Below are 21,536 nucleotides of genomic sequence, written 5' to 3' on the forward strand. Positions count from 1 at the left end.
TATAGCCAAGCGGGCAATGAAAACGAATTACTTCAGATCTTTCCAGTAGGACGCGTTCAACCGCCAAGCCAGGAAAGCAAATACTGACAGGAAAATCAGCACGATAGCACCAAGTTTCTTGCGTGTTCCTTGCGCTGGCTCAGCCATCCAGCTGAGATAGCCAACCAGGTCGGCCGTCGCGGTGTCGAAGTCAGCCGACGACATCGTTCCCGGCGCCACTTGCTCCCATCCGGCGAAGGTGTGGATCTTCTTGCTGGCATCGTGCGGATCGGTCTGTTCCACCATTTTTGGGGTGCGTACGCCCTGCATCTGCCACATCACGTGCGGCATCGCCACGTTCGGCACCACCATATTGTTCCAGCCGGTCGGACGGGTATCGTCCTTGTAGAAGGAACGCATGTAGGTGTACAGATAGTCGGCGCCACTGCCCGCCGGCGACGATTTTGCACGGGCGATTACCGTCAGGTCCGGCGGTACGGCGCCGAACCATGCCTTCGCATCTTCCGGGCGCATCGCCGTTTTCATCAGCTCGCCCACTTTGTCGGCGGAGAACAACAGGTTGGTCTTGATCTGCTCGTCGGACAGGCCGAGATCGCGCAAACGGTTGTAGCGCATGGCCGAGGCCGAGTGGCAATTCAGGCAATGGTTGACGAACAGCTTGGCGCCGTTTTGCAGCGAGGCCATGTCGCTGCGTTCCGGCGCGCGGTCCAGCGGGAAGCCGCCTTCGCTGGCAAATACCAGTCCCGGCACCAGCGCCAGGACCGCAATCAGTTTCTTCGTGAAGTTCATGTGGTGTCCTTAAGCTTGAGCCTGCAATCAATGCGGATGGAAGGTCACGCGCGTCGGCACCGGCTTGAACCGGCCGGCGGCGCTCCACCACGGCATCAGGAGGAAGAAGCTGAAGTACAACAGCGTGCACACCTGCGAAATGATCGTGTAGGCCGGCGTCGGCAGCTGGGTGCCGAGGTAGCCCAGGGCCACGAACGACAGGCCGAACAGCCAATACACCCACTTGTGCCAGTCCGGGCGATAGCGGATCGAGCGCACCGGCGAATGATCGAGCCATGGCAGCGCGCCGATGATCACGACCGACGAACCGAACAGCACCACACCCCAGAATTTCGCTTCCAGTACCTGCGGCAGCATGCCGATGATCATGATCAGGGCGATCACGGCGATGGCGGCCTTGGCCTTGAAGGACAGGCGCGACTTCATCCAGATGAACACGACGTACAGGGCAATGGCTGCCATCAGCACGTACATGAAATCGGCCGTGGTGGCACGCAGCACCGAATAGAAGGGCGTGAAATACCAGGTCGGGGCGATGTGCGCCGGCGTCTTCATCGAGTCGGCCGGAATGAAGTTGTTGTACTCGAGGAAGTAGCCACCCATTTCCGGAGCGTAGAAGACGACTGCCGAGAAAATCAGCAGGAACATCGAGACGCCGAACAAGTCTTTCGTCGAGTAGTAAGGATGCGACGGAATCGCGTCGAGCGGGTGGCCGTCAGGGCCGATGTGGTCCTTGATCTCGATGCCGTCCGGGTTGTTCGAGCCGACTTCGTGCAGCGCGATCAGGTGCGCCGCAACCAGGCCCAGCAGCACCAGCGGCAGGGCGATGACGTGGAAGGCGAAGAAGCGGTTCAGGGTGGCGTCGGAGACGACGTAGTCGCCGCGGATCCAGAGCGACAGGTCCGGGCCGATCACGGGAATCGCACCGAACAGGTTGACGATCACCTGGGCGCCCCAGTACGACATCTGGCCCCATGGCAGCAGGTAGCCGAAGAAGGCTTCGGCCATCAGGCACAGGAAGATCGCGAAGCCGAAGATCCAGATCAATTCGCGCGGCTTGCGGTAGGAACCGTAGAGCAGGCCACGGGTCATGTGCAGGTAGACGACGATGAAGAAGGCCGAGGCGCCGGTCGAGTGCATGTAGCGCACCAGCCAGCCCCAGGGAACGTCGCGCATGATCGTCAGCTCGACCGAATTGAAGGCCAGGTTGGCGTCCGGCTTGTAGTGCATCGTCAGGAAGATGCCGGTGACGATCTGCAGCACCAGGATCAGCATCGCAAGCGAGCCGAACAGGTACCAGATATTGAAGTTTTTCGGGGCGTAGTACTTGCCCCATTGGTCGTTCCAGAGTTTCGACAGCGGGAAGCGGTCGTCGACCCAGGCCAGGGCCTTGTGGCCGGCCGGCGCGTCGGCCGGCAGTTTCGTTTCCTTGAATGCGGCGCCCATGTTATGCCTCGCCTTTCTCGTCTTTGCCGATCACGATCTTGTTATCGGAGAGGTACATGTAGGGCGGGATGTCCATGTTCGTCGGGGCCGGCTTGTTCTTGAAGACGCGTGCCGACAAATCAAAAGTCGAACCATGGCAAGGGCACAGGAAGCCGCCATGCCAGTCGTCCGGCAGGCTAGGCTGCGCGCCTTCGGCAAAACGCGACGAAGGCGAGCAGCCCAGGTGCGAGCAAATGCCGACCGTTACCAGCACCTCCTTGTGCTCGGGACGCGCGCGGAATTCGTTCTTCGCGTATTCCGGCATGTCGAGCTGGTAAATCTTGTCGGAGTTCGGGTCGGCAACGAGGCTATTGTTCTTGGGAATACTCGCGAGCATTTCCGGCGTCCGGCGCAGGATCCACACCGGCTTGCCGCGCCACTCGACAACCTTCATTTCTCCCGGCTTGACGTCCGAGATATCCACTTCGACCGGAGCGCCGGCAGCCTTGGCCCGCTCGGACGGTTGGAAGGTACTGACCAGTGCACCTGCCGTGGCCACACCGACGACGCCGCCCGCCGCGCATGTCGCAACGAGCAAACCGCGCCGGCCTGAATCGACCTGCTTTTCATTACTCATACCCAACCCCACTCCGTGAAATTACGAATCTTGAGAATCATTTAAGAGCTTGCAGCAACACAAAATTATATGTGAATGGCAATCTTTATTGGAGAAAAAATATTCAGTGTGTGCCGACAGTGGAATAAGCGTCCTATTGTGCGCTGCACCAAGGGTCGGCGGTAGCCGCAAACCGCCGGTGCGCGCGCATCAAAAGCGCTTGCGGTATGATCGCTTGGTCAATTCGATAACCACGGAGAACACGATGTCGATGATGAATGAGTTCAGGCAATTCGCAATGCGCGGCAATGTCGTCGACCTGGCGGTGGGCGTGATCATCGGCGGCGCCTTCGGGCGGATTGTCGATTCGCTGGTCCAGGACGTCATCATGCCACCTATCGGCAAGATTTTCGGCGGCCTCGATTTCGCGAATTACTATATACCCCTGAACAATCAGGCGACAGGCCTGGCATTGGCGGAAGCGAAAAAAGCCGGCGCCGTTATCGCTTATGGCAATTTCCTGACGATCCTGCTGAATTTCATCATCCTCGCCTTCATCATCTTCCAGATGGTGCGCCTGATGAACCGCATGCGCGAACGCATGGTCCCAAGCGAGGCCGCCGCCGCGCCGGCCACGCCCGAAGACGTCCTGCTGCTGCGTGAAATCCGCGACTCCCTGCGCCACAGACCGGAACTGTGAAAGACGATATCCACACGATTCGCCCGGTATCGCCGCTGCGCCGGCTGTGGCTGCTGTTTGCCCAGGTGGTGACGGTCGCGCTCGCCTTGTATTTCGTGGTCGCCACGATGCGCCCCGAGTGGCTGAGCCGCGCCCCGGTCCAGGTGCCGGTCGGCCCTGGTGCGCGCCAGGTGCCGGTGCTGCAAGCCCCGTCCGGTCCGGTGGGCGAGAGCTACCGCGCCGCCGCCGGGCGCGCGATGCCGGCGGTGGTGAACATCTTTACCAGCAAGGCCTCGCGCGAAGCCCATCCGATCCTGAAAGACCCGTTCTTCCGCCGTTTCTTCGGTGACCGCATGCCGCCGCAGGAGCAGCTCTCGAGCCTGGGCTCGGGCGTGATCGTCAGCGCCGAAGGCTATATCATCACCAACTTCCACGTCGTCGACGGGGCCGACCAGATCGAGGTGGGCCTGGCCGACGGCCGCAAGGTAGCCGCGCGCGTGGTCGGCACCGATCCGGAAACCGACCTGGCCGTGATCCGCATCAGCGAGCGTAATTTACCCGTAATGGTGCTGGGCCAGCCCGACGACGCCCACGTCGGCGACGTGGTGCTGGCGATCGGCAATCCCTTCGGCGTCGGCCAGACGGTCACCATGGGCATCATTTCTGCCCTCGGCCGCAATAACCTGCACATCAACCATTTCGAGAATTTCATCCAGACCGATGCCGCGATCAATTTCGGCAACTCGGGTGGCGCGCTGGTCGACACCAACGGCACCTTGCTCGGCATCAATTCCGCGATCTATTCCCAAACTGGCGGCTCGATCGGCATCGGGTTCGCAATTCCCGTCTCGACCGCGCGCAACGTGCTCGAGTCGATCATCAAGCACGGGCAGGTGGTGCGCGGCTGGATCGGCATCGAATCGCAAGACATCACGCCTGAACTTGCCGACAGCTTCGGCCTCGGACGCGAGAGCGGCGCCATCATTGCCGGCGTCGTGCGCAACGGCCCGGCCGACCGCGCCGGCGTGCGCCCGGGCGACATCCTGCTCGCCGTCGAAGGGCAAAGCGTCAAGAATACCGGCGACATGCTGAACCTGATCGCCCAACTGGCGCCCGGCGCCAAGGCGCGTTTGACACTCATGCGCCAGAAGCGCGAGTCGACGGTGGACGTCACCGTCGGCAAGCGTCCCCGTCCTTCCCCATAATTTCTATTTTTTGGATTGTCCATGCACCTGCGTGACTTGACGCAATTTCTTAGCGAGCTAAGCGAAAACAACACCCGCCCCTGGTTCATCATGAACAAACCGCGCTACGACATCCTGCGCGAAGAGTTTCTGGCCGTGGTCACCGAACTGATCCGCGAAGTGACCAAATTCGACCGCCAGGTCGCCGCGGTCGACCCGAAGAAGGCGATGTTCCGCATCAACCGCGACATCCGCTTTTCGAACGACAAGACCCCGTATAAAACGCGCTTTTCGGCCGGCATCACGCCGAACAACAAGCGTCGTCCGAGCGAAGGCGGCGGCTCGACCTATTACTTCCAGATCGATGGCAACGGCACGCTGGGGATCGGCGCCGGCGAATACCTGCCGCCAGCGGCGCGCCTGAAAGCGATCCGCGAGCACGTGGTCAACGATGCGACAGGTTTTGCGAAAATGTTAAAGAATAAACACCTGCGCGCGACCTATGGCGACCTGCTGGACGAAGACAAGCTGCAGCGTCCCCCCAAAGGGTTTGACCCGGCGCACCCGCATATCGAGCACATCAAGCTGAAAAGCTTTTTCGTGTGGACGGAACTGCCACTCAAGGTGAACGATCCGGACGAGCTGGTGCCGCGGCTGGCGCGCGGATTCGAGGATGCCTTTGCGCTGGTGACCTGGCTGCGCGGGGTACCGCATATCCAAGAAGAAACGGAATAAGGAGGCGACATGGCCTTGCAACACGCAGCATCGGGCGAACGGATCGCCTTGCAACGCGGCGAAGACGACATCGCCAATTTCACGTCGATCGCGCTGGCGAAGACCGAGCACATGGAATTGATCCGGCTGATCGTGCCGAAGGACAAGCCGATGCCGGAACACCGGGTCGAGGGCGAAGTAACGCTGCTGTGCCTGGAAGGCGAGGTCGTGGTCGATGCGCACGGCAAAAGTGTCGTGCTGCAGCCAAACGAGATGCTGTACCTGGCCGGCGGCGAGCCGCACGGGATACGCGCCAACGCCGATGGCGTGGTCTTGATGACGATTCTGTTGGGAGCGTTGCGTGGCGGTGGACCGACGCATACGGGACAAGGTAAATAAACGGCAGGAGCGCAACCGCCCGGGCTGAGCCGGGCGGGCATACGACTCAGGTCATTTCATTCCGAGGATCGCGCGCCAGCAACTGCTTCGCCATTTCCGCCGCGTCATACCCGTCAAACAGCACCGCCGCGACCGCATTCGTGATCGGCATGTCCACGCCCAGCTTGGCCGCCAGGTCGCGCACCGCTTTCGAACACGGCACCCCTTCGGCCACGTGACCGAGTTCGGCCACGATGGTGTCGAGCGGTTTACCCTGCGCCAGCGCCAGGCCCACGCGCCGGTTGCGCGACAAGTCGCCGGTGCAGGTCAGGATCAAGTCGCCCATCCCCGTCAGACCCATGAAGGTGCTGGCCTGGCCGCCCAGCGCGGTACCCAGGCGCGTGATTTCGGCCAGCCCGCGCGTGATCAGTGCCGCGCGCGCGTTCAGGCCCAGGCCCAGGCCGTCGGCCGTACCGGTGGCGATCGCCAGCACATTTTTCACGGCGCCGCCGACCTCCACGCCGACCACGTCGTCGCAGGCATACACGCGCAGGTTGCCGCCGTGGACAGTCGTGACGACGCTGTCGCGCAGGGCTTTCGAGGTCGAGGCCACCGCCAGCGCGCAAGGCAGGCCGCGCGCGACTTCCTGCGCGAACGAGGGGCCGGACAGGGCCGCCCCCGGTACCGCGTCGCCCAGCACCTCGCGCACCACCTGGTGCGGCAGCAAACCGGTGCCGTACTCAAAGCCTTTACAGAGCCAGACGACGTTCGGGATCGCCCGCCCTTTCAGTTGTTCCAGCAGGGGACGCAAACCCGCCACCGGGCAGGCTGCAATGAGGAGCGGCGCTTCGTCTGGGCCGGCATTGAGCACGTGCGCGAGGGCCTGCTCGAAATCGGCGGTGACACGCAGGCTGTCGGGCAGCGGCTGGCCCGGCAGATAGGTCGTGTTCTCGCGCGCGGCCTCGGTCGCGGCCATCTGCTCGGCATTGCGGCCCCAGAGCAGCACGTCGTGGCGGGCAGCGACGGCGATGGCAACGGCCGTGCCCCAGGCGCCGGCGCCGAGCACAGTGATCTTGTTCATGGTATTGAGTTCTTGCATGGTTGGATTCAGATGCCCCAGACCTCGGTGGCGCGCACGAAGCCGGCAATCCCGTCCTCGTGCCGCACGCGGACCCAGCCGCTTGCCTGCGGGTCGCTCAGTTCGAGCAGCACGCCCTTGTCGGCCGTCATCAGGACGGCGCCGTTCTCGTCGGGCGTGGCGCGCACCTTGGCCGATAGCGCCTTGACGACGACATTGCGCCGCGCGGACAACCCTTTCGATTCGGTCCAGGCCAGTTCGCCATCGGCGTCGCGCACCTTGACCCAGTCGCCGTAGCGCGCAACGATCTCGACCGGCATGCCGCGTGGGGCGAGATAGCGCTTGGCGCCTTTCAGCGAGGGCGCGTCATACAGCACCACGGAGGGCGCGCCGACGGAACGGAAGTCGGCGCAAGAAGCCTGCGCGCATGCCAGCGTCAGGAGCGCGCCGGCAAATAGTCGGGAAAACATCATGGCAGGGCCCGGGCTCCGTAAAACCAGACGCCAATATGGCAGGAAGGGCATCCGCACCGCGTTTTACTGACAAGTAAAAAGCGCGGCAAGAATGCCCATCACGATTCCGGCCAACCCGGCGCACGCCGGGCCAGCCGCAGGATTACATCAACTTAGTTTGCCGGCGCAGCTGCAGCGGCTTCAGCCATCGCCTGGCGGCGCTGCTGGTAGAACACTTCGAAGTTGATCTCGGCCAGGTGCACTGGCGGGAAGCCGGCACGGGTGATCACGTCGGCGATGTTCGCGCGCAGGTAAGGGTAGACGATGTTCGGGCAACCGATGCCCAGCAGTGGATCCATCTGGTCGGCAGGGATGTTGCGTGCCTCGAAGATGCCGCCTTGCTTGCCTTCGACCAGGAAAGCGACCTTGTCCTTGACCTTGGCGGTCACGGTGATCGTCACGGTCGACTCGTAGATGCCATCGGCGATTGCTTCAGCGCCAACGTCCAGCGCGACCTCGATGGTCGGGGCTTCCTGCTCGAGGAAGATTGCTGGGGAATTTGGTTGTTCCAGCGACATGTCTTTCAGGTAGACGCGTTGGATTTGGAAGACTGGTTGCAGGTTTTCGTCAGACATGGAACGCTTTCGTTGTGAAGTAAAAAGGGACGGCAAAGCGCCGCCCCCGATGGGCTTTGGAGTCAAACGCAACGGCAATTGTATCAAAATCAATTTGGATACAATACTCCCGCGGGGCGCCTTTTTGGGCCCCGCCCCAATTTGTAGCCTGGGCACCTGTGCGTAGCCTGGGCACCTGTGCCCAGGGTGCTGCGCCAGATCAACCCGCACCTACGGCCTTAACCCCCCCGCTTTACTCTCCCTTGAGCATCGGATCGAGGCGTCCCGCCTGGTCGAGTGCGTACAAATCGTCGAAACCGCCGACATGGGTCTCGCCCACATAGATCTGCGGCACCGTGCGGCGGCCGGTCTTTTGCATCATGATCTGGCGCTGTTCCGGGTCGAGGTCGACACGGATGCGTTCGATTTCGGTCACGCCCTTCGCTTCGAGCAGGCGCTCGGCGCGAACGCAATACGGGCAGCTGGCAGTGTGATAAAGGACAACGTGGGCGCTCATATTCTTCCTTCCAATCTTGATTTATTTGGTAACCGGCAAACCGGCAGCCGACCAGGCGGTCATGCCGCCTTCCAGGCTGAGGGCGTCCTCGAAGCCAGCCGTTTTCAGCTGGCGCACAGCCTTGTCGGAGCGCGCGCCGCTCTGGCAGACGACGACGAGAGTGCGGCCTTTCGACTTTTCCAGTTCGCCGATGCGATTGCTCAAGTCTGCCAGCGGAATGTTTTTCGCGTCGCGCACATGACCAGCGGCAAATTCATCGGCGCTGCGGACGTCGAGAATCGTGGTCTTGCCACGGTTGATCAGCTGGGTCACTTGCAGTGCGCTGGCGCGGCGGCCCTTCGGTGCCAGGGCTGGCCAAAGCAGCGCGCCACCGGAAACGACGGCGATCGCGACGATGAAGATATTATCGAGGATGAATTTCACAAGGCTTCCAATGGTTGAACACAATCCGCGCATTATAAAATAGAAGCCGGACAGGAATCTTTTGGTGATGTCGAGACCTTGCAGCGCCCAGCACCGGCACCCGCGCCGCCCCGGGCGCGGCACCCGTCTCGCCGTCCCTTTCGCAGACTTTTAATTTAATTAAAGTAAAGAAGAGCTATGTACAAAATCGTATTCATGCGCCACGGCGAATCCACCTGGAACCTGGCCAACCGCTTTACGGGCTGGGTCGACGTCGACCTGACCGAGAAGGGCGTCAATGAGGCGAAGAACGCCGGCCGCGCCTTGCGCGAAGCCGGTTTCGCATTCGACCTGGCCTATACCTCGGTCCTGAAACGCGCCATCCGCACCCTGTGGCTGGCGCTCGACGAGATGGATCAGATGTACCTGCCGATCATCAACGACTGGCGCCTGAACGAGCGTCACTACGGCGCCCTGCAGGGCCTGGACAAGGCCGAGACCGCCGCCAAGTATGGCGACGAGCAAGTGCTGGTCTGGCGCCGCAGCTACGACACGCCGCCGCCGCCGCTCGAAGAAAACGATCCGCGCGTCTCCTTCAATGATCCGCGCTACGCCGGCCTGCCGAAGGCAAGCATCCCGCTGACCGAATGCTTGAAGGACACCGTGGCGCGCGTGATGCCGGTGTGGGAAGAAGAGATCGCCCCGGCCATCCGCTCGGGCAAGCAGATCCTGATTTCGGCCCACGGCAACAGCCTGCGCGCCCTGATCAAGATGCTCGACAACATCAGCGACGCCGACATCGTCAGCCTGAACATCCCGAACGGCCAGCCGCTGGTCTACGAGCTCGACGAAAACCTGAAACCGATCCGCCACTACTACCTGGGCGACCAGGATGCGATCGCCGCAGCAGTCGCGGCCGTGGCGAACCAAGGGAAGGCAAAGTAAGTCTTGCGCCTTCCTATCAAGAAGTCAGCCGCCGGCGCCTTGCTGTGCGGCTTGCTGGCCCTGTCCGCGGCAAGCACTGCCGCGGCCGCCAAGCCCACCGAGCGCAGCCGCCAGAAAGCGGCGGCGGAGGTCCAGCGCGCCGGTATCCAGCAAAAACTCACGGCGCTGAAAAAAGAAATCAGCCGCACCGAGAGCGAAAAAGACGATGTCGCCGATACCCTGGCCGAGTCGGAAGAAGCAATCTCGGATGCGAACCGCGCCTTGCGCGACCTGAACCAGGAGACGCTCGAGACCAATGTCCGCCTGCAAGACCTGGGGACCGAACAGGCACGCCTGGCACAAACAATTGTTTCGCAAAAGAAACAATTGTCTGCCCTGTTGCGCGAGCACTATGTGGCGGGCAATGAAGACCGCATCAAACTGCTGCTCTCGGGCGACAACCCGAACCGCATCAACCGCGATTTGCAGATGATGGCCTATGTGTCGCAGGCGCAGGCGAAGCTGCTGGCCTCGCTGAACGCGAACCTGGCGCAGGTCGAGCAAAACCGCGAAAAGGTCGAGAACGCAAAAATCGAACTCGAAGAAATCGCTGACGAACAGCGCGACCAGAAGGCCGTGCTGGAAAAGGAAAAGGCGCGCCGCGCCGCCTTGCTCGGCGAGTTGTCGAGCAAGCTGGTGGTGCAGCGCAAGCAGGCCGACAGCCTGCAGCGCGACGAACAGCGCATGAGCGGCCTGGTCGACAAACTGACGCGCCTGATCCAGGAGCAGGCCGAAGCCGAACGCAAACGCCAGGAAGCGCTGGCCGCCGCCCGCGCCAAGGCCAAGGCCGAGGCAGAAGCGGCCGAGAAAGCCCGTGCGCTGGCGCGCGCCGCCGCGAAAGCCGAGCGCGAGCGCCTGGCGCGCGAAGCGGCGAAAGCCGGCAAGCCGGCACCGAAACCGCTGCCGCCTGAGCCGGAACAGCCAAAGGTGGCCGAGCAGCCCAAGCCGGAAGAGAAAACGCCCGACATTTCGCTCGCGCCGGCCGCTCCGGCGGGCGCCTTTGCCGCCATGCGCGGGCGCCTGAATGCGCCCGTCAGCGGCACGATTGCCGCGCGCTTCGGCGCCAAGCGCGGCGGCGATGGCCCAAGCTGGAAAGGCATGTTCATCAAGGCCGAAGAGGGCACCGAAGTGCGCGCCGTCGCAGTGGGCCGCGTGGTGCACTCGGGCTGGATGCGCGGCTTCGGCAATTTGATCATCATCGACCACGGCGGCAGCTATTTGTCGATCTATGCCAACAACCAGACCTTGTTAAAACGCCTGGGCGACGCGGTGCGTGCGGGCGAGCCGATTGCGAGCGCGGGGAACACCGGCGGTAACGAAGAATCGGGGCTATACTTTGAGCTCAGGCATCTGGGTAAAGCCTTCGATCCTGCAAGCTGGGTCAAATTCTAGGGGCAGCGATGGGCAACAAAGCAAAAAGCATGGGGCTGGTCGGCCTCGGCGTGGTGGCCGGCGTGGCGCTGACGGTGCAGGTGTCGGCCTGGGCGCAGAAGGGCGAAGCGAGCCCGCTGCCGCTGGACGAACTGCGCCAGCTGGCCGATGTCTTTGGCCTCATCAAAAGCGATTACGTGGTGCCGGTCGAGGACAAGAAATTGTTATCCGACGCCATCGGCGGCATGGTCGCCGCGCTCGACCCGCATTCGGTCTACCTCGACCAGAAGTCCTACCGCGAAATGCGCGAAAGCGTGCAGGGCAAGTTCGTCGGGGTCGGCATCGAAGTGGCGGCCGAAGACGGCTACGTAAAAATCGTCTCGCCGATCGAGGATTCCCCTGCCTACCGGGCCGGCATCAAGGCGGGAGATTTGATCACCCGCATCGACAATGTCCCCGTCAAGGGGCTGTCGATCGATGAAGCCATCAAGAAAATGCGCGGCAAGCCAGGCAGCAAGGTCACGCTGACGATCGCGCGCCGCGGCGAGGACCGTCCCTGGGTGGTGCCGGTCACGCGCGAGGAAATCCGCGTGCTGAGCGTCAAGGCCAAGATGGTCGAGCCCGATTACGCCTGGGTGCGCATCAGCCAGTTCCAGGAAGCCACGCTCGACGAGCTGGCAAGCAAGACCGCGGCGTTGTACGCCGCCAATCCGAACATCAAGGGCCTGGTGCTCGACCTGCGCAACGACCCGGGCGGCCTGCTGCCAGGCGCGATCGGCGTGTCGACCGCCTTCCTGCCGAAGGAAGAGCTGATCGTCTCGACCAAGGGACAATTGTCCGACTCGAACCAGAGTTATTACGGCCGCCGCGAATTCTATGCGCCGCGCGGCGCCGATCCGCTCGCTAAACTGCCGGCGGCCCTCAAAACCGTGCCGATGGTGGTGCTGGTCAATGGCGGCTCGGCGTCGGCGTCGGAAATCGTGGCCGGCGCCTTGCAGGATTACAAGCGCGCGATCGTGATGGGCAGCCAGACCTTCGGCAAGGGCTCGGTGCAGACGCTGCGCCCCTTGTCCGCCGACACCGCCATCAAGCTGACCACGGCGCGCTATTACACGCCGAAAGGCCGGCCGATCCAGGCCAGCGGCATCGTACCCGACCTGCGGGTGGACGAAACGGCGGAGGGCGACGGCCTGAACGCGCTGCGCGTGCGTGAAGTCGATTTGCAGCGCCACCTGGCGGGCGAAAACGAAAAGCCGGGTGCGGCGGCTGCGAACGGGGCCCGTGACGGCGCCGAGCAGAAGCAGCGCGCGCTGGCCCTGCTGAAAAACCGCAAGCCGCTCGAGCTGGGCGGCAAGGACGATTTTCAACTGGCGCAAGCCTTGAATCATTTCAAGGGCTTGCCAGTCATAGTCGCCCAGGCCGAAGCGGTCGAGGTGACCCCGCCTGCGCCAAAGGAATTGCCGGGGACCGAGGTCAAGCCGCCGGAATTGAAGGGTTCGAAAAAATAAACCCGTAGCAGTGAACGACACCCAGCTCCTGCGCTATTCGCGCCACATCCTGCTCGACGAGATCGGCATCGAAGGCCAGGCTCGCCTGATGCAGGCGCACGTGCTCGTCATCGGCGCCGGCGGTCTCGGCTCGCCCGCGGCAATGTATCTGGCGGCAAGCGGCGTCGGCCACCTGACCCTGGTCGACGACGACGCAGTCGATTTGACCAACCTGCAGCGCCAGGTGATGCATACGACCGAGCGTATCGGCATGCCAAAAGTCGAGTCCGGCCGAGAGGCTTTGCGCGGGATCAACCCGGAAGTGATCGTCAACGCCCTGTGCGAGCGCGTGGCCGGCGAACGCCTGCGCGAACTGGTAAAAACTGCCTCGGTTGTGCTCGATTGCAGCGACAATTTCGCGACGCGCCACGCCGTCAACCGGGCCTGCGTCGCGGCCGGGGTGCCGCTGGTGGCGGGCGCGGCGATCCGCTTCGACGGGCAATTGTCGGTATTCGACATGCGCTGCGCCGATTGCCCCTGCTATGCCTGCGTCTTTCCTGAAAACAGTGGTTTCGAAGACGACGCGTGCAGTACGATGGGGGTGTTCGCGCCGCTGGTCGGGATTGTCGGCGCGGTGCAGGCGGCCGAGGCGCTCAAGCTCATCCTGCATATCGGCACCTCGCTGGCCGGGCGTTTGCTGATGCTCGACGCCCGCGCCATGGAGTGGACCGAGATCCGGGCGGCGCGCAATCCGGCCTGTTCTGTCTGCGTGGAAAGACCTGCGCACGACTGAGCGTGCAGGGGGCTTTGCTCTGCAATACAATGGCGCACCGCCGCGGGTGGCCGCTGCCCTGATTCGGCCTTATACTAAGCCGATTGTTCCGATCCACCTTTCCAAGATTGATTATGCAGATCGTTTCGCACCGTGCAGTTGGCCGGCGTTTCGCACGCGGCTTCACCCTCGTTGAAATCATGGTTGTCGTGGTCATCATCGGCATTCTCGGCGCGCTGGTCGTGCCGAAGCTGCTGGGCCGTACCGGCGAGTCGCGCGTGGTCGCGGCCAAGACCGACATCGCCACCCTGATGCAGGCCTTGAAACTCTACAAGCTGGACAACCAGCGCTACCCGACCACCGAGCAGGGCCTGCAAGCCCTGACCACGAAACCGACCTCCGGCCCGTCCGCGAATGGCTGGAAAGAGGGCGGCTACGTCGAAAAACTGCCGAAGGACCCCTGGGGTAATTCGTACCAGTACCTGTCGCCCGGCCTGCATGGCGAAGTCGACATCTTCTCGTTCGGCGCCGATGGCCAGGCCAGCGGCGAGGGCGAAGACGCCGACGTCGGCTCCTGGCAGCAGTAAGGCCTGTCATGGCTGGCGTCGCGCCATCGCGCGGAGCGCGCAGGGCCGCCGGGTTTACCTTGGTGGAAATCCTGGTCGTGATGGTCATCATCGGCATCACGCTCGGGATGGCCTCGCTTAACGCCATTCCCAGCCCGCGCCAGGACCTCGAGAACGAGGCCAAGCGCCTGACCTTGCTGCTGCAGCTGGCGCGCGATGAAGCCATCGTGCGCAACCGGCAAGTCGCCTTCGAAGCCACGCCCGAGCGCTACCGTTTCCTGGTGCGCACCGATACCGGCTGGACGCCCGTGACCGAGGACGATTTGTTGCGCGAACGGCCCTTCAAGAATGCGCCCGTGCGCCTGCTGCTCGATCCGCCTGCCGCCGGTTTCACCGGAGAAGCCATGCGCGTGACCTTCGGGCGCGAGCCGGTCGACAAACCTTTTGTCCTGACCCTTGCCAGCGGCAACAACAGCGTGGGCATCCGCGCCGATGGCGTCGGCCATTTCACGGTCATCGAACCGGGAGAGCAGCAGTGAGCCCTGGCCGACCGCATGCCGGTTTTACCTTGCTGGAAGTGCTGGTGGCGCTCGTCATCGTCGGCACCGCGCTCGCCGCCGGCCTGCGCGCCGTCGGCAGCCTGGCCTCGAACGGCGCCGGCCTGCGCGCTTCCATGATGGCCACCTGGTCGGCCGAGAACCGGCTGGTGCAGATCCGCCTGAACCGCGAATTTCCCGAAGTCGGCAAGCGCAGCTATGCCTGCGGCCAGGGCGACCTCAAGTTGATGTGCACGGACGAAGTGCTGGTCAGCCCGAATCCGCAATTGCGGCGCGTCGAAGTGTCCGTGTACGACCTGGACAATCCGAACCGGCGCATCCTGAAACTCGTGCAACTCGTCCTGAGGCCGAGCCCATGAAGACGGCGCGCGGCTTCACGCTGGTCGAACTGCTGGTGGCGATCGGTATCCTGGCCATGGTGGCCGTGCTCGGCTGGCGCGGCCTGGACGGCATCGTGCGTGCGCGGGTGGCCCTGACCGACCAGATGGAAATGACGCGCGGCATGCAGCTGGCATTTGCGCAAATGCAAAGCGATTGCGAGCACGTGGTCGACGCCGCCATGCTCGGGCGCCGTCCCTTCCTGCTGCAGGCCGACAACCGCATCACCATGGTACGCACCGTCTTCAACGAAAACGAACCGGCACGCCTGCAAGTGATCGCCTACCGCCTGGTCGACGGCCAGCTTCAGCGGCGCGAGTCGAACACGACGCGCGACCTGGTCGAGCTCGATGCGCTGTGGCAGGCCTCGGTCAGCGATACCGATCCGACGCCGCCGGTGACGCTGCAGGGCGGCGTGCAGTCGATGGCGGTGCTCGTCTGGCAAAACCAGGCCTGGCAAAAGCAGCCGAACCTGACGCCCGGCGGGCTGCCCAGCACGCCCATCCTCGGTGTGCAAGTCGAGCTGGCCGCACGCGGCTATCCGCAGCCGCTGACCAAATCCTTCCTGCTGGGGAGCATCTGATGCGCCGCCTAGCAACCCGTTTTCGCACCCCCCGGCGCCAGCGCGGCGTGGCCGTCATCACGGCCTTGCTGCTGACCACGCTGGCCATTTCCATCGTCGCCAGCCTGTTCTGGCAGCAGCAGGTGCAGGTGCGTTCGATGGAAAACCAGCGCCTGCACCTGCAGACGCGCTGGATCCTGCGCGGCGCGCTCGACTGGTCGACTCTGGTGCTGCGCCAGGACGCCTATGACAACCCGCGCTACACCGCATTGACCCATGTCTGGGCCACGCCGCTGGCGGAAACCCGGCTCGACCAGTACATTGAACGTGAGCGGGTCGAAGGAGAAGTATTCGACGCCAGTCTTTCCGGCAACATCATCGACGCCACCTCGCGTTACAATCTGCGCAACCTGACGCGCAAGACGCCCAATGGCGGAGCGATCGAAGCGGCCCAGCTGGAGATTTTCCAGCGCCTGTGCGCAAACCTGCAAATCAATCCGGCGCTGGCCAAGAGCGCGGCGAACCTGATCGCAGGCAGCGAACCGGTCCTCAAGCCGGCCGGCGCGGTCGACCCCGCCACGGGCCAGGAAGTGGGCGGCCAGGAGCAGGATCCGGGCACGGTGCAGGATGACCAGGCGGCAGCAGATGCCGCGTCCGCGGCGGGAGATGCCGCCGCCGCCGCCGCGGCTCCCCCGGGAAGCGGGAGCCCGGACGACGGCGTCGACGCCAACCTGGAGGGCACGCTTCCGGTGTCGCGTGCGGGCCTCGGTACGCCGATCAAATTCCTCGAAGTCGAGGATTTGCTGGCGGTGCGCGGCCTGACGCCGGAAATGCTGGAAAGGCTGCGCCCGTATGTCATCGTGCTGCCGGAACCGACGCCGATCAATGTGAACACGGCGCCAGCGGAAGTGCTGGCAGCGGTGATCCCGAATTTTTCGCTGTCGGAGGCGAACGCCTTGCTGGCGCGCCGCCGCAACGTGCCCTGGGATGACATCGCCAAGTTTTACACCGATATCCCGGGGCGCACGCCGGTCCCCGGTTCGGTGGACGTGAAAAGCAGTTGGTTCCTCGTGAACAGCCGGATTCGCCTCGACCGCGCGACATTGAATGCGCAGTCGCTGATCCAGCGCAGCGCCAACCCGATCGGGGGCGGCGTCAAGGTGGTTTGGGTTCGTCAAGACTAACAAGAAAGCGAGACGGTTTGACTACACTTTATATCCGGCATCCGGCGCGCGCAGAAGGCGAAGGCGCGCCATGCCGTTTTGCCGTTGTCGGCGACGGCGGCGTCATCGAGCAGCAGGGCGAAGGCGCCCTGCGCAGCCTTACCGATGTGGTTGCCGCCAGCCGTCGCGTCGTGCTGCTGCTGGCCGGCACCGACGTCAACCTGCTGACGCTGAAGATGCCGCCGCTGACCGGTGCGCGCCTGCGCGCCGCACTGCCGGGCCTGGTGGAAGAACACATCCTGGGCGATCCCAACGACTGCGTGCTGGTGGCTGGCCAGCCCCTGGGCGAAGGCAAACGGCCAGTGGCCGTGGTGGCCCGCGACTGGCTCGAGCTGCTGGTGCGCACGCTGCTGGCCCAGGGCGTGCGAACGCTCACCGTCCTGCCGGGGCAGCTGTGCCTGCCTCTGCAGCCGGGCAGCGTCAGCGCGGCCCTGAACGGCAGCGAATTACTGCTGCGCGAAAGTCAATTCAGCGGCCTCGGTCTCGCGCTCGACGCCAATCCGGCCAGCGCCTTGCAGACCGCACGCGCGCTGGCGGGCGAGGCCCCGCTGACCCTGTACGTGCCGCGCGATCAGCTGGGTGAATACGGGGTGCTGCTGGCCGAAGCCGGCCCCGGCACGACCCTGGAAGCCGACGACTGGGCGCACTGGATCGCGGGCGCCAAAAGCACCGCCTTCGACCTGATGCCGGGCCTGGGTGCAGCCGGCGCGCGCCAGACCGACTGGCGCCGCTGGCGGGTGCCGATCGCGCTGGCCTTCCTCGCCATTGTCGTCAATTTGGCCGGCATCAACATCGAGTGGCTGCGCCTGCGCGGCGAAGCCGATGCCGTGCGCACGCAAATGACGCAGACCTTCAAATCGGTGTATCCAAACCTGCCCGTGGTCGAGCCGATCGCGCAGATGCGCCAGCAGATCGCACGCGCCCAGTCCGGCAGCGGCCAGATCGGCGCCGATGAATTCATCTATCTCGCCGGGGCACTCGGCGACGCAAGCCGGGAATTGCCGCGTCCGCCTGGAATTGCCTCAATCGAATACAAGGAACGCGCGCTGCGGGTAAGGGTCAAACCGGAAACGGTTGACCCCGCTGCAGTGCGCCAGCTGCAAACGGCGCTGGCCGCGCGCAGACTGACACTGGAAGCGGCCGCGCCCGGCAACTGGGTGGTACGCAGCACGGGAGCCACACCATGAGCCTGCTCACTACCTACGGCCGGGCACGCGAACGCGCCACCGGATACTGGATCGCACGCAGCGAAAAGGAGCGCCGCTACCTGGCCGCCGGTTTCGGTGTCGTCCTGCTGGCGCTGGTCTACACAGGCCTGATCGAGCCGGCGGTCGAGGGCCGCGCACGGCTGCAGCGTTCGCTGCCCGAGCTGCGCCAGCAGGCCGCCGAGCTGACCGGCCTGGCCAACCAGGCGCGCGCGCTGGCGGGCCAGGCGCCGGTGCCGGTGTCGCCCATGACGCGCGAGAGCCTGCTCGCCAGCCTCACGGCGCGCGGCATCACGCCGGGCTCGCTCACGCTGACCGGTGAATTCGCGCGCTTGCAGGTGACCGGCGTGTCGTTCGCCAACCTCGTGTCCTGGCTCGACGCCCAGCGCCGCGAGAACCGTATCGCCGTGCAGGAAGGCAGCTTTACCGCCCAGGACCCGCTCGGGCAGGTCGACGCCAATCTGACGCTGCGCCAGGACAACGGAAGCAGCGCCCGATGAGGCGCGGCCTCGGCTGGCTGGTCGTGGTCGCCCTGGCGATTGCGCTGACGGTGTTCGCCTTCCTGCCGGCCAGCTGGCTCGGCACGATGGTGGAACGCCAGACCGGCGGTCGTTTGACTCTCGGGGATGCGCAAGGTACGCTCTGGAGCGGCTCAGCCTTCGTGGGTGGGTCGCCGGGAGTAGGCGGATCGGTGACGCCGCTCTTGCCGGGGCGCTTCAGCTGGCGCCTGTCGCCGCTGGTCTTGGTCGGGCGCGTGAACATGGCGCTCGAGAATCCGCAGGCACTGGCGCAGCCGGTGCAGGTGACCGGCAGCTGGTCGCAGTGGCAGGTGAGCGAAGGACAATTGCTGTTGCCGGCCGAGGGGCTGGCCGGACTGGGTGCACCCTTGAATACCCTGGTGCCGTCGGGCGTGATCCGGCTCTCCTGGAACCGGCTCGACCTGGCGCGCCTGCCGAACAGCGTGGCGGTGACGGGGCGCACGACCCTGTCGATGAGCGACATGGGCTCGCGTATGGCGCCGGTCAAACCGCTGGGCAGTTACGAGATGATGATGGACTGGCGCGGCCAGCAAGCCGATCTGGTGCTGCGCACGGTGCGCGGCGCTTTGTTGTTGTCGGGAAATGGAACGTTGCAGAATGGACGCCTGCGTTTTTCAGGGCAGGCCTCGGCCGCCGATGGCTACGAAGAAACTTTGGGCAATATGCTCAATCTTCTTGGCCAGCGCCGCATGGTGAACGGTAAAAACACAATCGCATTAGAGTTCAGATAATGAAAACAACTTCCCGTAGCACCTCCGAATTCCCGACCCTGCGCCGCCTGGCGGCTGGGGCCATGCTGTGCTGCGCGGTGGCCACGGCCTTGCCGCCGGCGCCGGCTATTGCACAGGAAAATTCTGCCGCCCTCTCTTTCGTGAATGCCGACATCGAATCGGTGATCAAGGCCGTCGGCCACTACACCGGGATGACGTTCATTATCGACCCGCGTGTCAAGGGCACGCTGACCCTGGTGTCGGAAAAGTCCCTGACCAAGAGCCAGGCCTTCGGCCTGCTCACCTCGGCCTTGCGCCTGCAGGGCTTTGCGGTCGTCACCACCGGCGAAGGCTATGCCAAGGTGGTGCCGGAAGCTGAAGCCAAGCTGCAATCCTCGCCGACGAACGTGGGCAAGCGCGGCACGCGCGTGCAGGGCGACCAGATCGCGACCCAGATTTTCCACCTGTCGTATGAATCGGCGGCCAACCTGACGGCCGTGCTGCGCCCGCTCATTTCGCCGAACAATTCGATCATGGCCAATCCGGGCAACAACAGCCTGGTCATCACCGATTACGCCGACAACCTGCGCCGCCTGTCGCGCATCATCGCCGCGCTCGACGCGCCGGTGGCGGCCGACCTCGACGTGGTGCCGATCCGTAACGGCATCGCCAGCGACGTCGCCGTGCTGGTACAGCGCCTGATGGAGCCGGCTGCCGGCGGCGACTCCGGCCGCGTCACGGTGCTGGCCGATTCGCGTACCAACTCGGTGATCGTGCGTGCGCCCTCGCAGGCCAGAGCCAACCTCGCCAAGTCGCTCATCGCCAAGCTCGACCAGGCAACGACCGAACGCGGCAACATCCACGTGGTCTACCTGAAGAATGCCGACGCCAGCCGCGTCGCCCAGACCCTGCGCGCAGTGGTCTCGCAGGACGCCGGGGCCGTGCCGCAGCAGCAGCAGGGTACCTCGGGCGGCTCGATCCAGGCCGGCGCGCAGGGCGCGGGCGGCGCGGGCGGCACCGGCGGTATCGGCGGCCAGCAGGGCGGCACCGGCCTGGGCGGCACCAGCAATACCTTTGGCGCGCAGGGCCAGGGCCAGGGCATCGGCGCCGGCGGCGGCGCCGGTTCCGGCTTCATCCAGGCCGACGCCTCGACCAACAGCCTGATCATCACGGCGCCGGATGCGGTCTACCGCAACCTGCGCGGCGTCATCGACCAGCTCGACGTGCGCCGCGCCCAGGTGTATATCGAGGCGCTGGTGGTCGAGATGAATTCGCAGAAAGCGTCGGAATTCGGCGTGCAATGGCTGGGCCTGTCGGGCAGCGACACCAGCAAGTACCGGGTCGGCGGCGTGCAGGCCTTCAGCAGCACGAACGGCAGCATCATCGACCTCGCCGCCGCCGCGCGCGCGGGCCTGGGCGGCGGCACCACCACGCCGCCGCGGCTGTCCGGCCTCACGCTCGGCATCTTCAAGATGATCAATGGCGACCTGGGCCTGGGCGCAGTGGCCAGCGCACTTGAAAACGACGGCGCCGCCAACATCTTGTCGACACCGAACATGATCACCCTCGACAACGAACTGGCCACCATCAAGGTCGGCCAGAACATCCCGATCATCACGGGTTCGTTCACAACCGGCACGAGCGGCGCGAACAACCCGTTCCAGACCGTCGACCGCAAGGACATCGGCCTGTTGATGAAGGTGCGTCCGCAGATTTCCGAAGGTGGCGTGATCAAGCTGTCGATTTACCACGAGAATTCGGGCATCGACAATTCCGTGATCCGGGACGAGGGCATCGTGACCACCGTGCGTGCGATCGAAAGCAACATCCTGGCCGACGACGGCCAGATCATCGTGCTGGGCGGCCTGATCCAGGACAACGAAGACCACGGCGAGGAAAAAGTGCGCGGCCTGGGCGACCTCCCGCTCGTCGGCAACCTGTTCAAATACCGCACCCGCACCCGCAGCAAGACCAACCTGATGGTCTTCCTGCGCCCGGTGGTGGTGCGCAGCAAGGAACAGAACAACAGCATTTCGCTCGACCGCTACGAATACATGCGTGCCCTCGGCGTCGTCACCCGCCCGGCGGACGACAGCATCCTGGTGCGCGACCTCGGCGCCCCGGAACTGCCACCATTGACCAATGGCCAGCCGCCCGCGGGCGGCACCATGGCCACGATGCCGCCGCCGGCGCCGGTCACTGCGCGCCCTGGCGCCGCCACCGGCCCGGTAACGGCGCCCGGCACCACCAATGGACGCAGCCCGGCCCCAATGTCGCCGGCGCCTGCCCAGGTGCCCGAATTCCGGCCGGTCACGCCACCGAACCAGAAGTGAT

Annotated in this window: 25 protein-coding genes; 17 read left to right on the forward strand and 8 right to left on the reverse strand. The window is 64.4% G+C overall.

Annotated elements, in window-relative coordinates:
- Positions 1–27 precede the first annotated feature (27 nt).
- The 3 genes from NMB41_RS00935 to petA are packed head-to-tail and all read right to left on the reverse strand — an operon-like array spanning position 28 to position 2,851.
- Positions 28–789 (reverse strand): cytochrome c1, encoded by a 762-nt coding sequence (locus NMB41_RS00935; RefSeq protein ID WP_494380626.1) that lies wholly within the window; start codon positions 787–789, stop codon positions 28–30.
- Between the two features lie 27 nt (positions 790–816).
- Positions 817–2,235 carry a cytochrome b gene (locus NMB41_RS00940; RefSeq protein ID WP_494380627.1) on the reverse strand — a complete coding sequence of 473 codons (1,419 nt, stop codon included), beginning with the start codon at positions 2,233–2,235 and terminating at the stop codon, positions 817–819.
- Position 2,236: 1 nt separating this feature from the next.
- The gene (petA, locus tag NMB41_RS00945) at positions 2,237–2,851 is read right to left on the reverse strand and encodes a ubiquinol-cytochrome c reductase iron-sulfur subunit (RefSeq protein WP_494380628.1); all 615 of its coding nucleotides are present in this window, start codon (positions 2,849–2,851) and stop codon (positions 2,237–2,239) included.
- Between the two features lie 244 nt (positions 2,852–3,095).
- Between petA and mscL the strand changes: the two genes are divergently transcribed.
- From mscL to NMB41_RS00965, 4 genes are read left to right on the forward strand one after another with little or no spacing between them, the layout of a single operon-like run.
- Positions 3,096–3,530: a large conductance mechanosensitive channel protein MscL gene (gene mscL, locus NMB41_RS00950; protein WP_494380629.1), complete on the forward strand. Its 435-nt coding sequence runs from the start codon at positions 3,096–3,098 to the stop codon at positions 3,528–3,530.
- 35 nt (positions 3,531–3,565) lie between these two features.
- Entirely contained in the window at positions 3,566–4,714 is a 1,149-nt protein-coding gene (locus NMB41_RS00955; protein ID WP_494382911.1) for a Do family serine endopeptidase, read from the forward strand.
- Between the two features lie 21 nt (positions 4,715–4,735).
- The gene (locus tag NMB41_RS00960; RefSeq protein WP_494380630.1) at positions 4,736–5,428 is read left to right on the forward strand and encodes a DUF2461 domain-containing protein; all 693 of its coding nucleotides are present in this window, start codon (positions 4,736–4,738) and stop codon (positions 5,426–5,428) included.
- A 9-nt stretch (positions 5,429–5,437) separates the two neighbouring features.
- Entirely contained in the window at positions 5,438–5,806 is a 369-nt protein-coding gene (locus tag NMB41_RS00965) for a cupin domain-containing protein (RefSeq protein WP_494380631.1), read from the forward strand.
- Positions 5,807–5,852: 46 nt separating this feature from the next.
- Here the strand turns inward: NMB41_RS00965 and NMB41_RS00970 are convergent, their stop codons facing one another.
- From NMB41_RS00970 to NMB41_RS00990, 5 genes are all read right to left on the reverse strand, one after another.
- Entirely contained in the window at positions 5,853–6,866 is a 1,014-nt protein-coding gene (locus NMB41_RS00970; protein WP_494380632.1) for an NAD(P)H-dependent glycerol-3-phosphate dehydrogenase, read from the reverse strand.
- A gap of 26 nt (positions 6,867–6,892) precedes the next feature.
- Positions 6,893–7,336 (reverse strand): SH3 domain-containing protein, encoded by a 444-nt coding sequence (locus NMB41_RS00975; RefSeq protein ID WP_494380633.1) that lies wholly within the window; start codon positions 7,334–7,336, stop codon positions 6,893–6,895.
- Positions 7,337–7,488: 152 nt separating this feature from the next.
- Positions 7,489–7,950, reverse strand: coding sequence for a protein-export chaperone SecB (gene secB / locus NMB41_RS00980; RefSeq protein ID WP_494380634.1), 462 nt, complete (start codon positions 7,948–7,950; stop codon positions 7,489–7,491).
- Between the two features lie 232 nt (positions 7,951–8,182).
- On the reverse strand, positions 8,183–8,446 hold the full coding sequence (gene grxC, locus NMB41_RS00985; RefSeq protein ID WP_494380635.1) for a glutaredoxin 3: 264 nt from the start codon (positions 8,444–8,446) through the stop codon (positions 8,183–8,185).
- Between the two features lie 21 nt (positions 8,447–8,467).
- Positions 8,468–8,869 (reverse strand): rhodanese-like domain-containing protein, encoded by a 402-nt coding sequence (locus NMB41_RS00990; protein ID WP_494380636.1) that lies wholly within the window; start codon positions 8,867–8,869, stop codon positions 8,468–8,470.
- 177 nt (positions 8,870–9,046) lie between these two features.
- On the opposite strand from NMB41_RS00990, the gene gpmA reads away from it, so the two are divergent.
- The 13 genes from gpmA (at position 9,047) to gspD (ending at position 21,535) form a co-directional block, all read left to right on the forward strand.
- Entirely contained in the window at positions 9,047–9,793 is a 747-nt protein-coding gene (gene gpmA, locus NMB41_RS00995; protein WP_494380637.1) for a 2,3-diphosphoglycerate-dependent phosphoglycerate mutase, read from the forward strand.
- A 3-nt stretch (positions 9,794–9,796) separates the two neighbouring features.
- Entirely contained in the window at positions 9,797–11,224 is a 1,428-nt protein-coding gene (locus NMB41_RS01000; RefSeq protein WP_494380638.1) for a murein hydrolase activator EnvC family protein, read from the forward strand.
- An 8-nt stretch (positions 11,225–11,232) separates the two neighbouring features.
- Entirely contained in the window at positions 11,233–12,711 is a 1,479-nt protein-coding gene (locus NMB41_RS01005) for a S41 family peptidase (RefSeq protein ID WP_494380639.1), read from the forward strand.
- Positions 12,712–12,721: 10 nt separating this feature from the next.
- On the forward strand, positions 12,722–13,483 hold the full coding sequence (locus NMB41_RS01010; RefSeq protein WP_494380640.1) for a HesA/MoeB/ThiF family protein: 762 nt from the start codon (positions 12,722–12,724) through the stop codon (positions 13,481–13,483).
- Between the two features lie 113 nt (positions 13,484–13,596).
- Entirely contained in the window at positions 13,597–14,049 is a 453-nt protein-coding gene (gene gspG / locus NMB41_RS01015) for a type II secretion system major pseudopilin GspG (protein ID WP_494380641.1), read from the forward strand.
- Between the two features lie 8 nt (positions 14,050–14,057).
- Positions 14,058–14,567 carry a GspH/FimT family pseudopilin gene (locus NMB41_RS01020; RefSeq protein ID WP_494380642.1) on the forward strand — a complete coding sequence of 170 codons (510 nt, stop codon included), beginning with the start codon at positions 14,058–14,060 and terminating at the stop codon, positions 14,565–14,567.
- Positions 14,564–14,944, forward strand: a complete 381-nt coding sequence (gene gspI, locus NMB41_RS01025; RefSeq protein ID WP_494380643.1) for a type II secretion system minor pseudopilin GspI — start codon at positions 14,564–14,566, stop codon at positions 14,942–14,944. Before NMB41_RS01020 ends, gspI begins: the two co-directional genes overlap by 4 nt.
- Positions 14,941–15,546, forward strand: a complete 606-nt coding sequence (locus tag NMB41_RS01030) for a PulJ/GspJ family protein (protein WP_494380644.1) — start codon at positions 14,941–14,943, stop codon at positions 15,544–15,546. Before gspI ends, NMB41_RS01030 begins: the two co-directional genes overlap by 4 nt.
- Positions 15,546–16,709, forward strand: coding sequence for a type II secretion system minor pseudopilin GspK (gene gspK, locus NMB41_RS01035; protein ID WP_494380645.1), 1,164 nt, complete (start codon positions 15,546–15,548; stop codon positions 16,707–16,709). Before NMB41_RS01030 ends, gspK begins: the two co-directional genes overlap by 1 nt.
- A 17-nt stretch (positions 16,710–16,726) precedes the next feature.
- On the forward strand, positions 16,727–17,935 hold the full coding sequence (gene gspL / locus NMB41_RS01040) for a type II secretion system protein GspL (protein WP_494380646.1): 1,209 nt from the start codon (positions 16,727–16,729) through the stop codon (positions 17,933–17,935).
- Positions 17,932–18,453, forward strand: a complete 522-nt coding sequence (locus NMB41_RS01045; RefSeq protein ID WP_494380647.1) for a type II secretion system protein M — start codon at positions 17,932–17,934, stop codon at positions 18,451–18,453. Before gspL ends, NMB41_RS01045 begins: the two co-directional genes overlap by 4 nt.
- The gene (gspN, locus tag NMB41_RS01050; RefSeq protein WP_494380648.1) at positions 18,450–19,223 is read left to right on the forward strand and encodes a type II secretion system protein N; all 774 of its coding nucleotides are present in this window, start codon (positions 18,450–18,452) and stop codon (positions 19,221–19,223) included. The genes NMB41_RS01045 and gspN overlap by 4 nt, the downstream gene beginning before the upstream one ends.
- The gene (gene gspD / locus NMB41_RS01055) at positions 19,223–21,535 is read left to right on the forward strand and encodes a type II secretion system secretin GspD (RefSeq protein ID WP_494380649.1); all 2,313 of its coding nucleotides are present in this window, start codon (positions 19,223–19,225) and stop codon (positions 21,533–21,535) included. The genes gspN and gspD overlap by 1 nt, the downstream gene beginning before the upstream one ends.
- Position 21,536: the final 1 nt, after the last annotated feature.

The organism is Massilia sp. FBCC-B171 (assembly GCF_059134155.1).

Bases quoted from the DNA above. Each gene is read 5' to 3' on its own strand.
- NMB41_RS00935 (WP_494380626.1), bottom strand. From the start codon at position 789: ATGAACTTCACGAAGAAACTGATTGCGGTCCTGGCGCTGGTGCCGGGA.
- NMB41_RS00940 (WP_494380627.1), bottom strand. From the start codon at position 2,235: ATGGGCGCCGCATTCAAGGAAACGAAACTGCCGGCCGACGCGCCGGCC.
- petA (WP_494380628.1), bottom strand. From the start codon at position 2,851: ATGAGTAATGAAAAGCAGGTCGATTCAGGCCGGCGCGGTTTGCTCGTT.
- mscL (WP_494380629.1), top strand. From the start codon at position 3,096: ATGTCGATGATGAATGAGTTCAGGCAATTCGCAATGCGCGGCAATGTC.
- NMB41_RS00960 (WP_494380630.1), top strand. From the start codon at position 4,736: ATGCACCTGCGTGACTTGACGCAATTTCTTAGCGAGCTAAGCGAAAAC.
- NMB41_RS00965 (WP_494380631.1), top strand. From the start codon at position 5,438: ATGGCCTTGCAACACGCAGCATCGGGCGAACGGATCGCCTTGCAACGC.
- NMB41_RS00970 (WP_494380632.1), bottom strand. From the start codon at position 6,866: ATGAACAAGATCACTGTGCTCGGCGCCGGCGCCTGGGGCACGGCCGTT.
- NMB41_RS00975 (WP_494380633.1), bottom strand. From the start codon at position 7,336: ATGATGTTTTCCCGACTATTTGCCGGCGCGCTCCTGACGCTGGCATGC.
- secB (WP_494380634.1), bottom strand. From the start codon at position 7,950: ATGTCTGACGAAAACCTGCAACCAGTCTTCCAAATCCAACGCGTCTAC.
- grxC (WP_494380635.1), bottom strand. From the start codon at position 8,446: ATGAGCGCCCACGTTGTCCTTTATCACACTGCCAGCTGCCCGTATTGC.
- gpmA (WP_494380637.1), top strand. From the start codon at position 9,047: ATGTACAAAATCGTATTCATGCGCCACGGCGAATCCACCTGGAACCTG.
- NMB41_RS01005 (WP_494380639.1), top strand. From the start codon at position 11,233: ATGGGCAACAAAGCAAAAAGCATGGGGCTGGTCGGCCTCGGCGTGGTG.
- gspG (WP_494380641.1), top strand. From the start codon at position 13,597: ATGCAGATCGTTTCGCACCGTGCAGTTGGCCGGCGTTTCGCACGCGGC.
- NMB41_RS01020 (WP_494380642.1), top strand. From the start codon at position 14,058: ATGGCTGGCGTCGCGCCATCGCGCGGAGCGCGCAGGGCCGCCGGGTTT.
- NMB41_RS01030 (WP_494380644.1), top strand. From the start codon at position 14,941: ATGAAGACGGCGCGCGGCTTCACGCTGGTCGAACTGCTGGTGGCGATC.
- gspK (WP_494380645.1), top strand. From the start codon at position 15,546: ATGCGCCGCCTAGCAACCCGTTTTCGCACCCCCCGGCGCCAGCGCGGC.
- NMB41_RS01045 (WP_494380647.1), top strand. From the start codon at position 17,932: ATGAGCCTGCTCACTACCTACGGCCGGGCACGCGAACGCGCCACCGGA.
- gspN (WP_494380648.1), top strand. From the start codon at position 18,450: ATGAGGCGCGGCCTCGGCTGGCTGGTCGTGGTCGCCCTGGCGATTGCG.
- gspD (WP_494380649.1), top strand. From the start codon at position 19,223: ATGAAAACAACTTCCCGTAGCACCTCCGAATTCCCGACCCTGCGCCGC.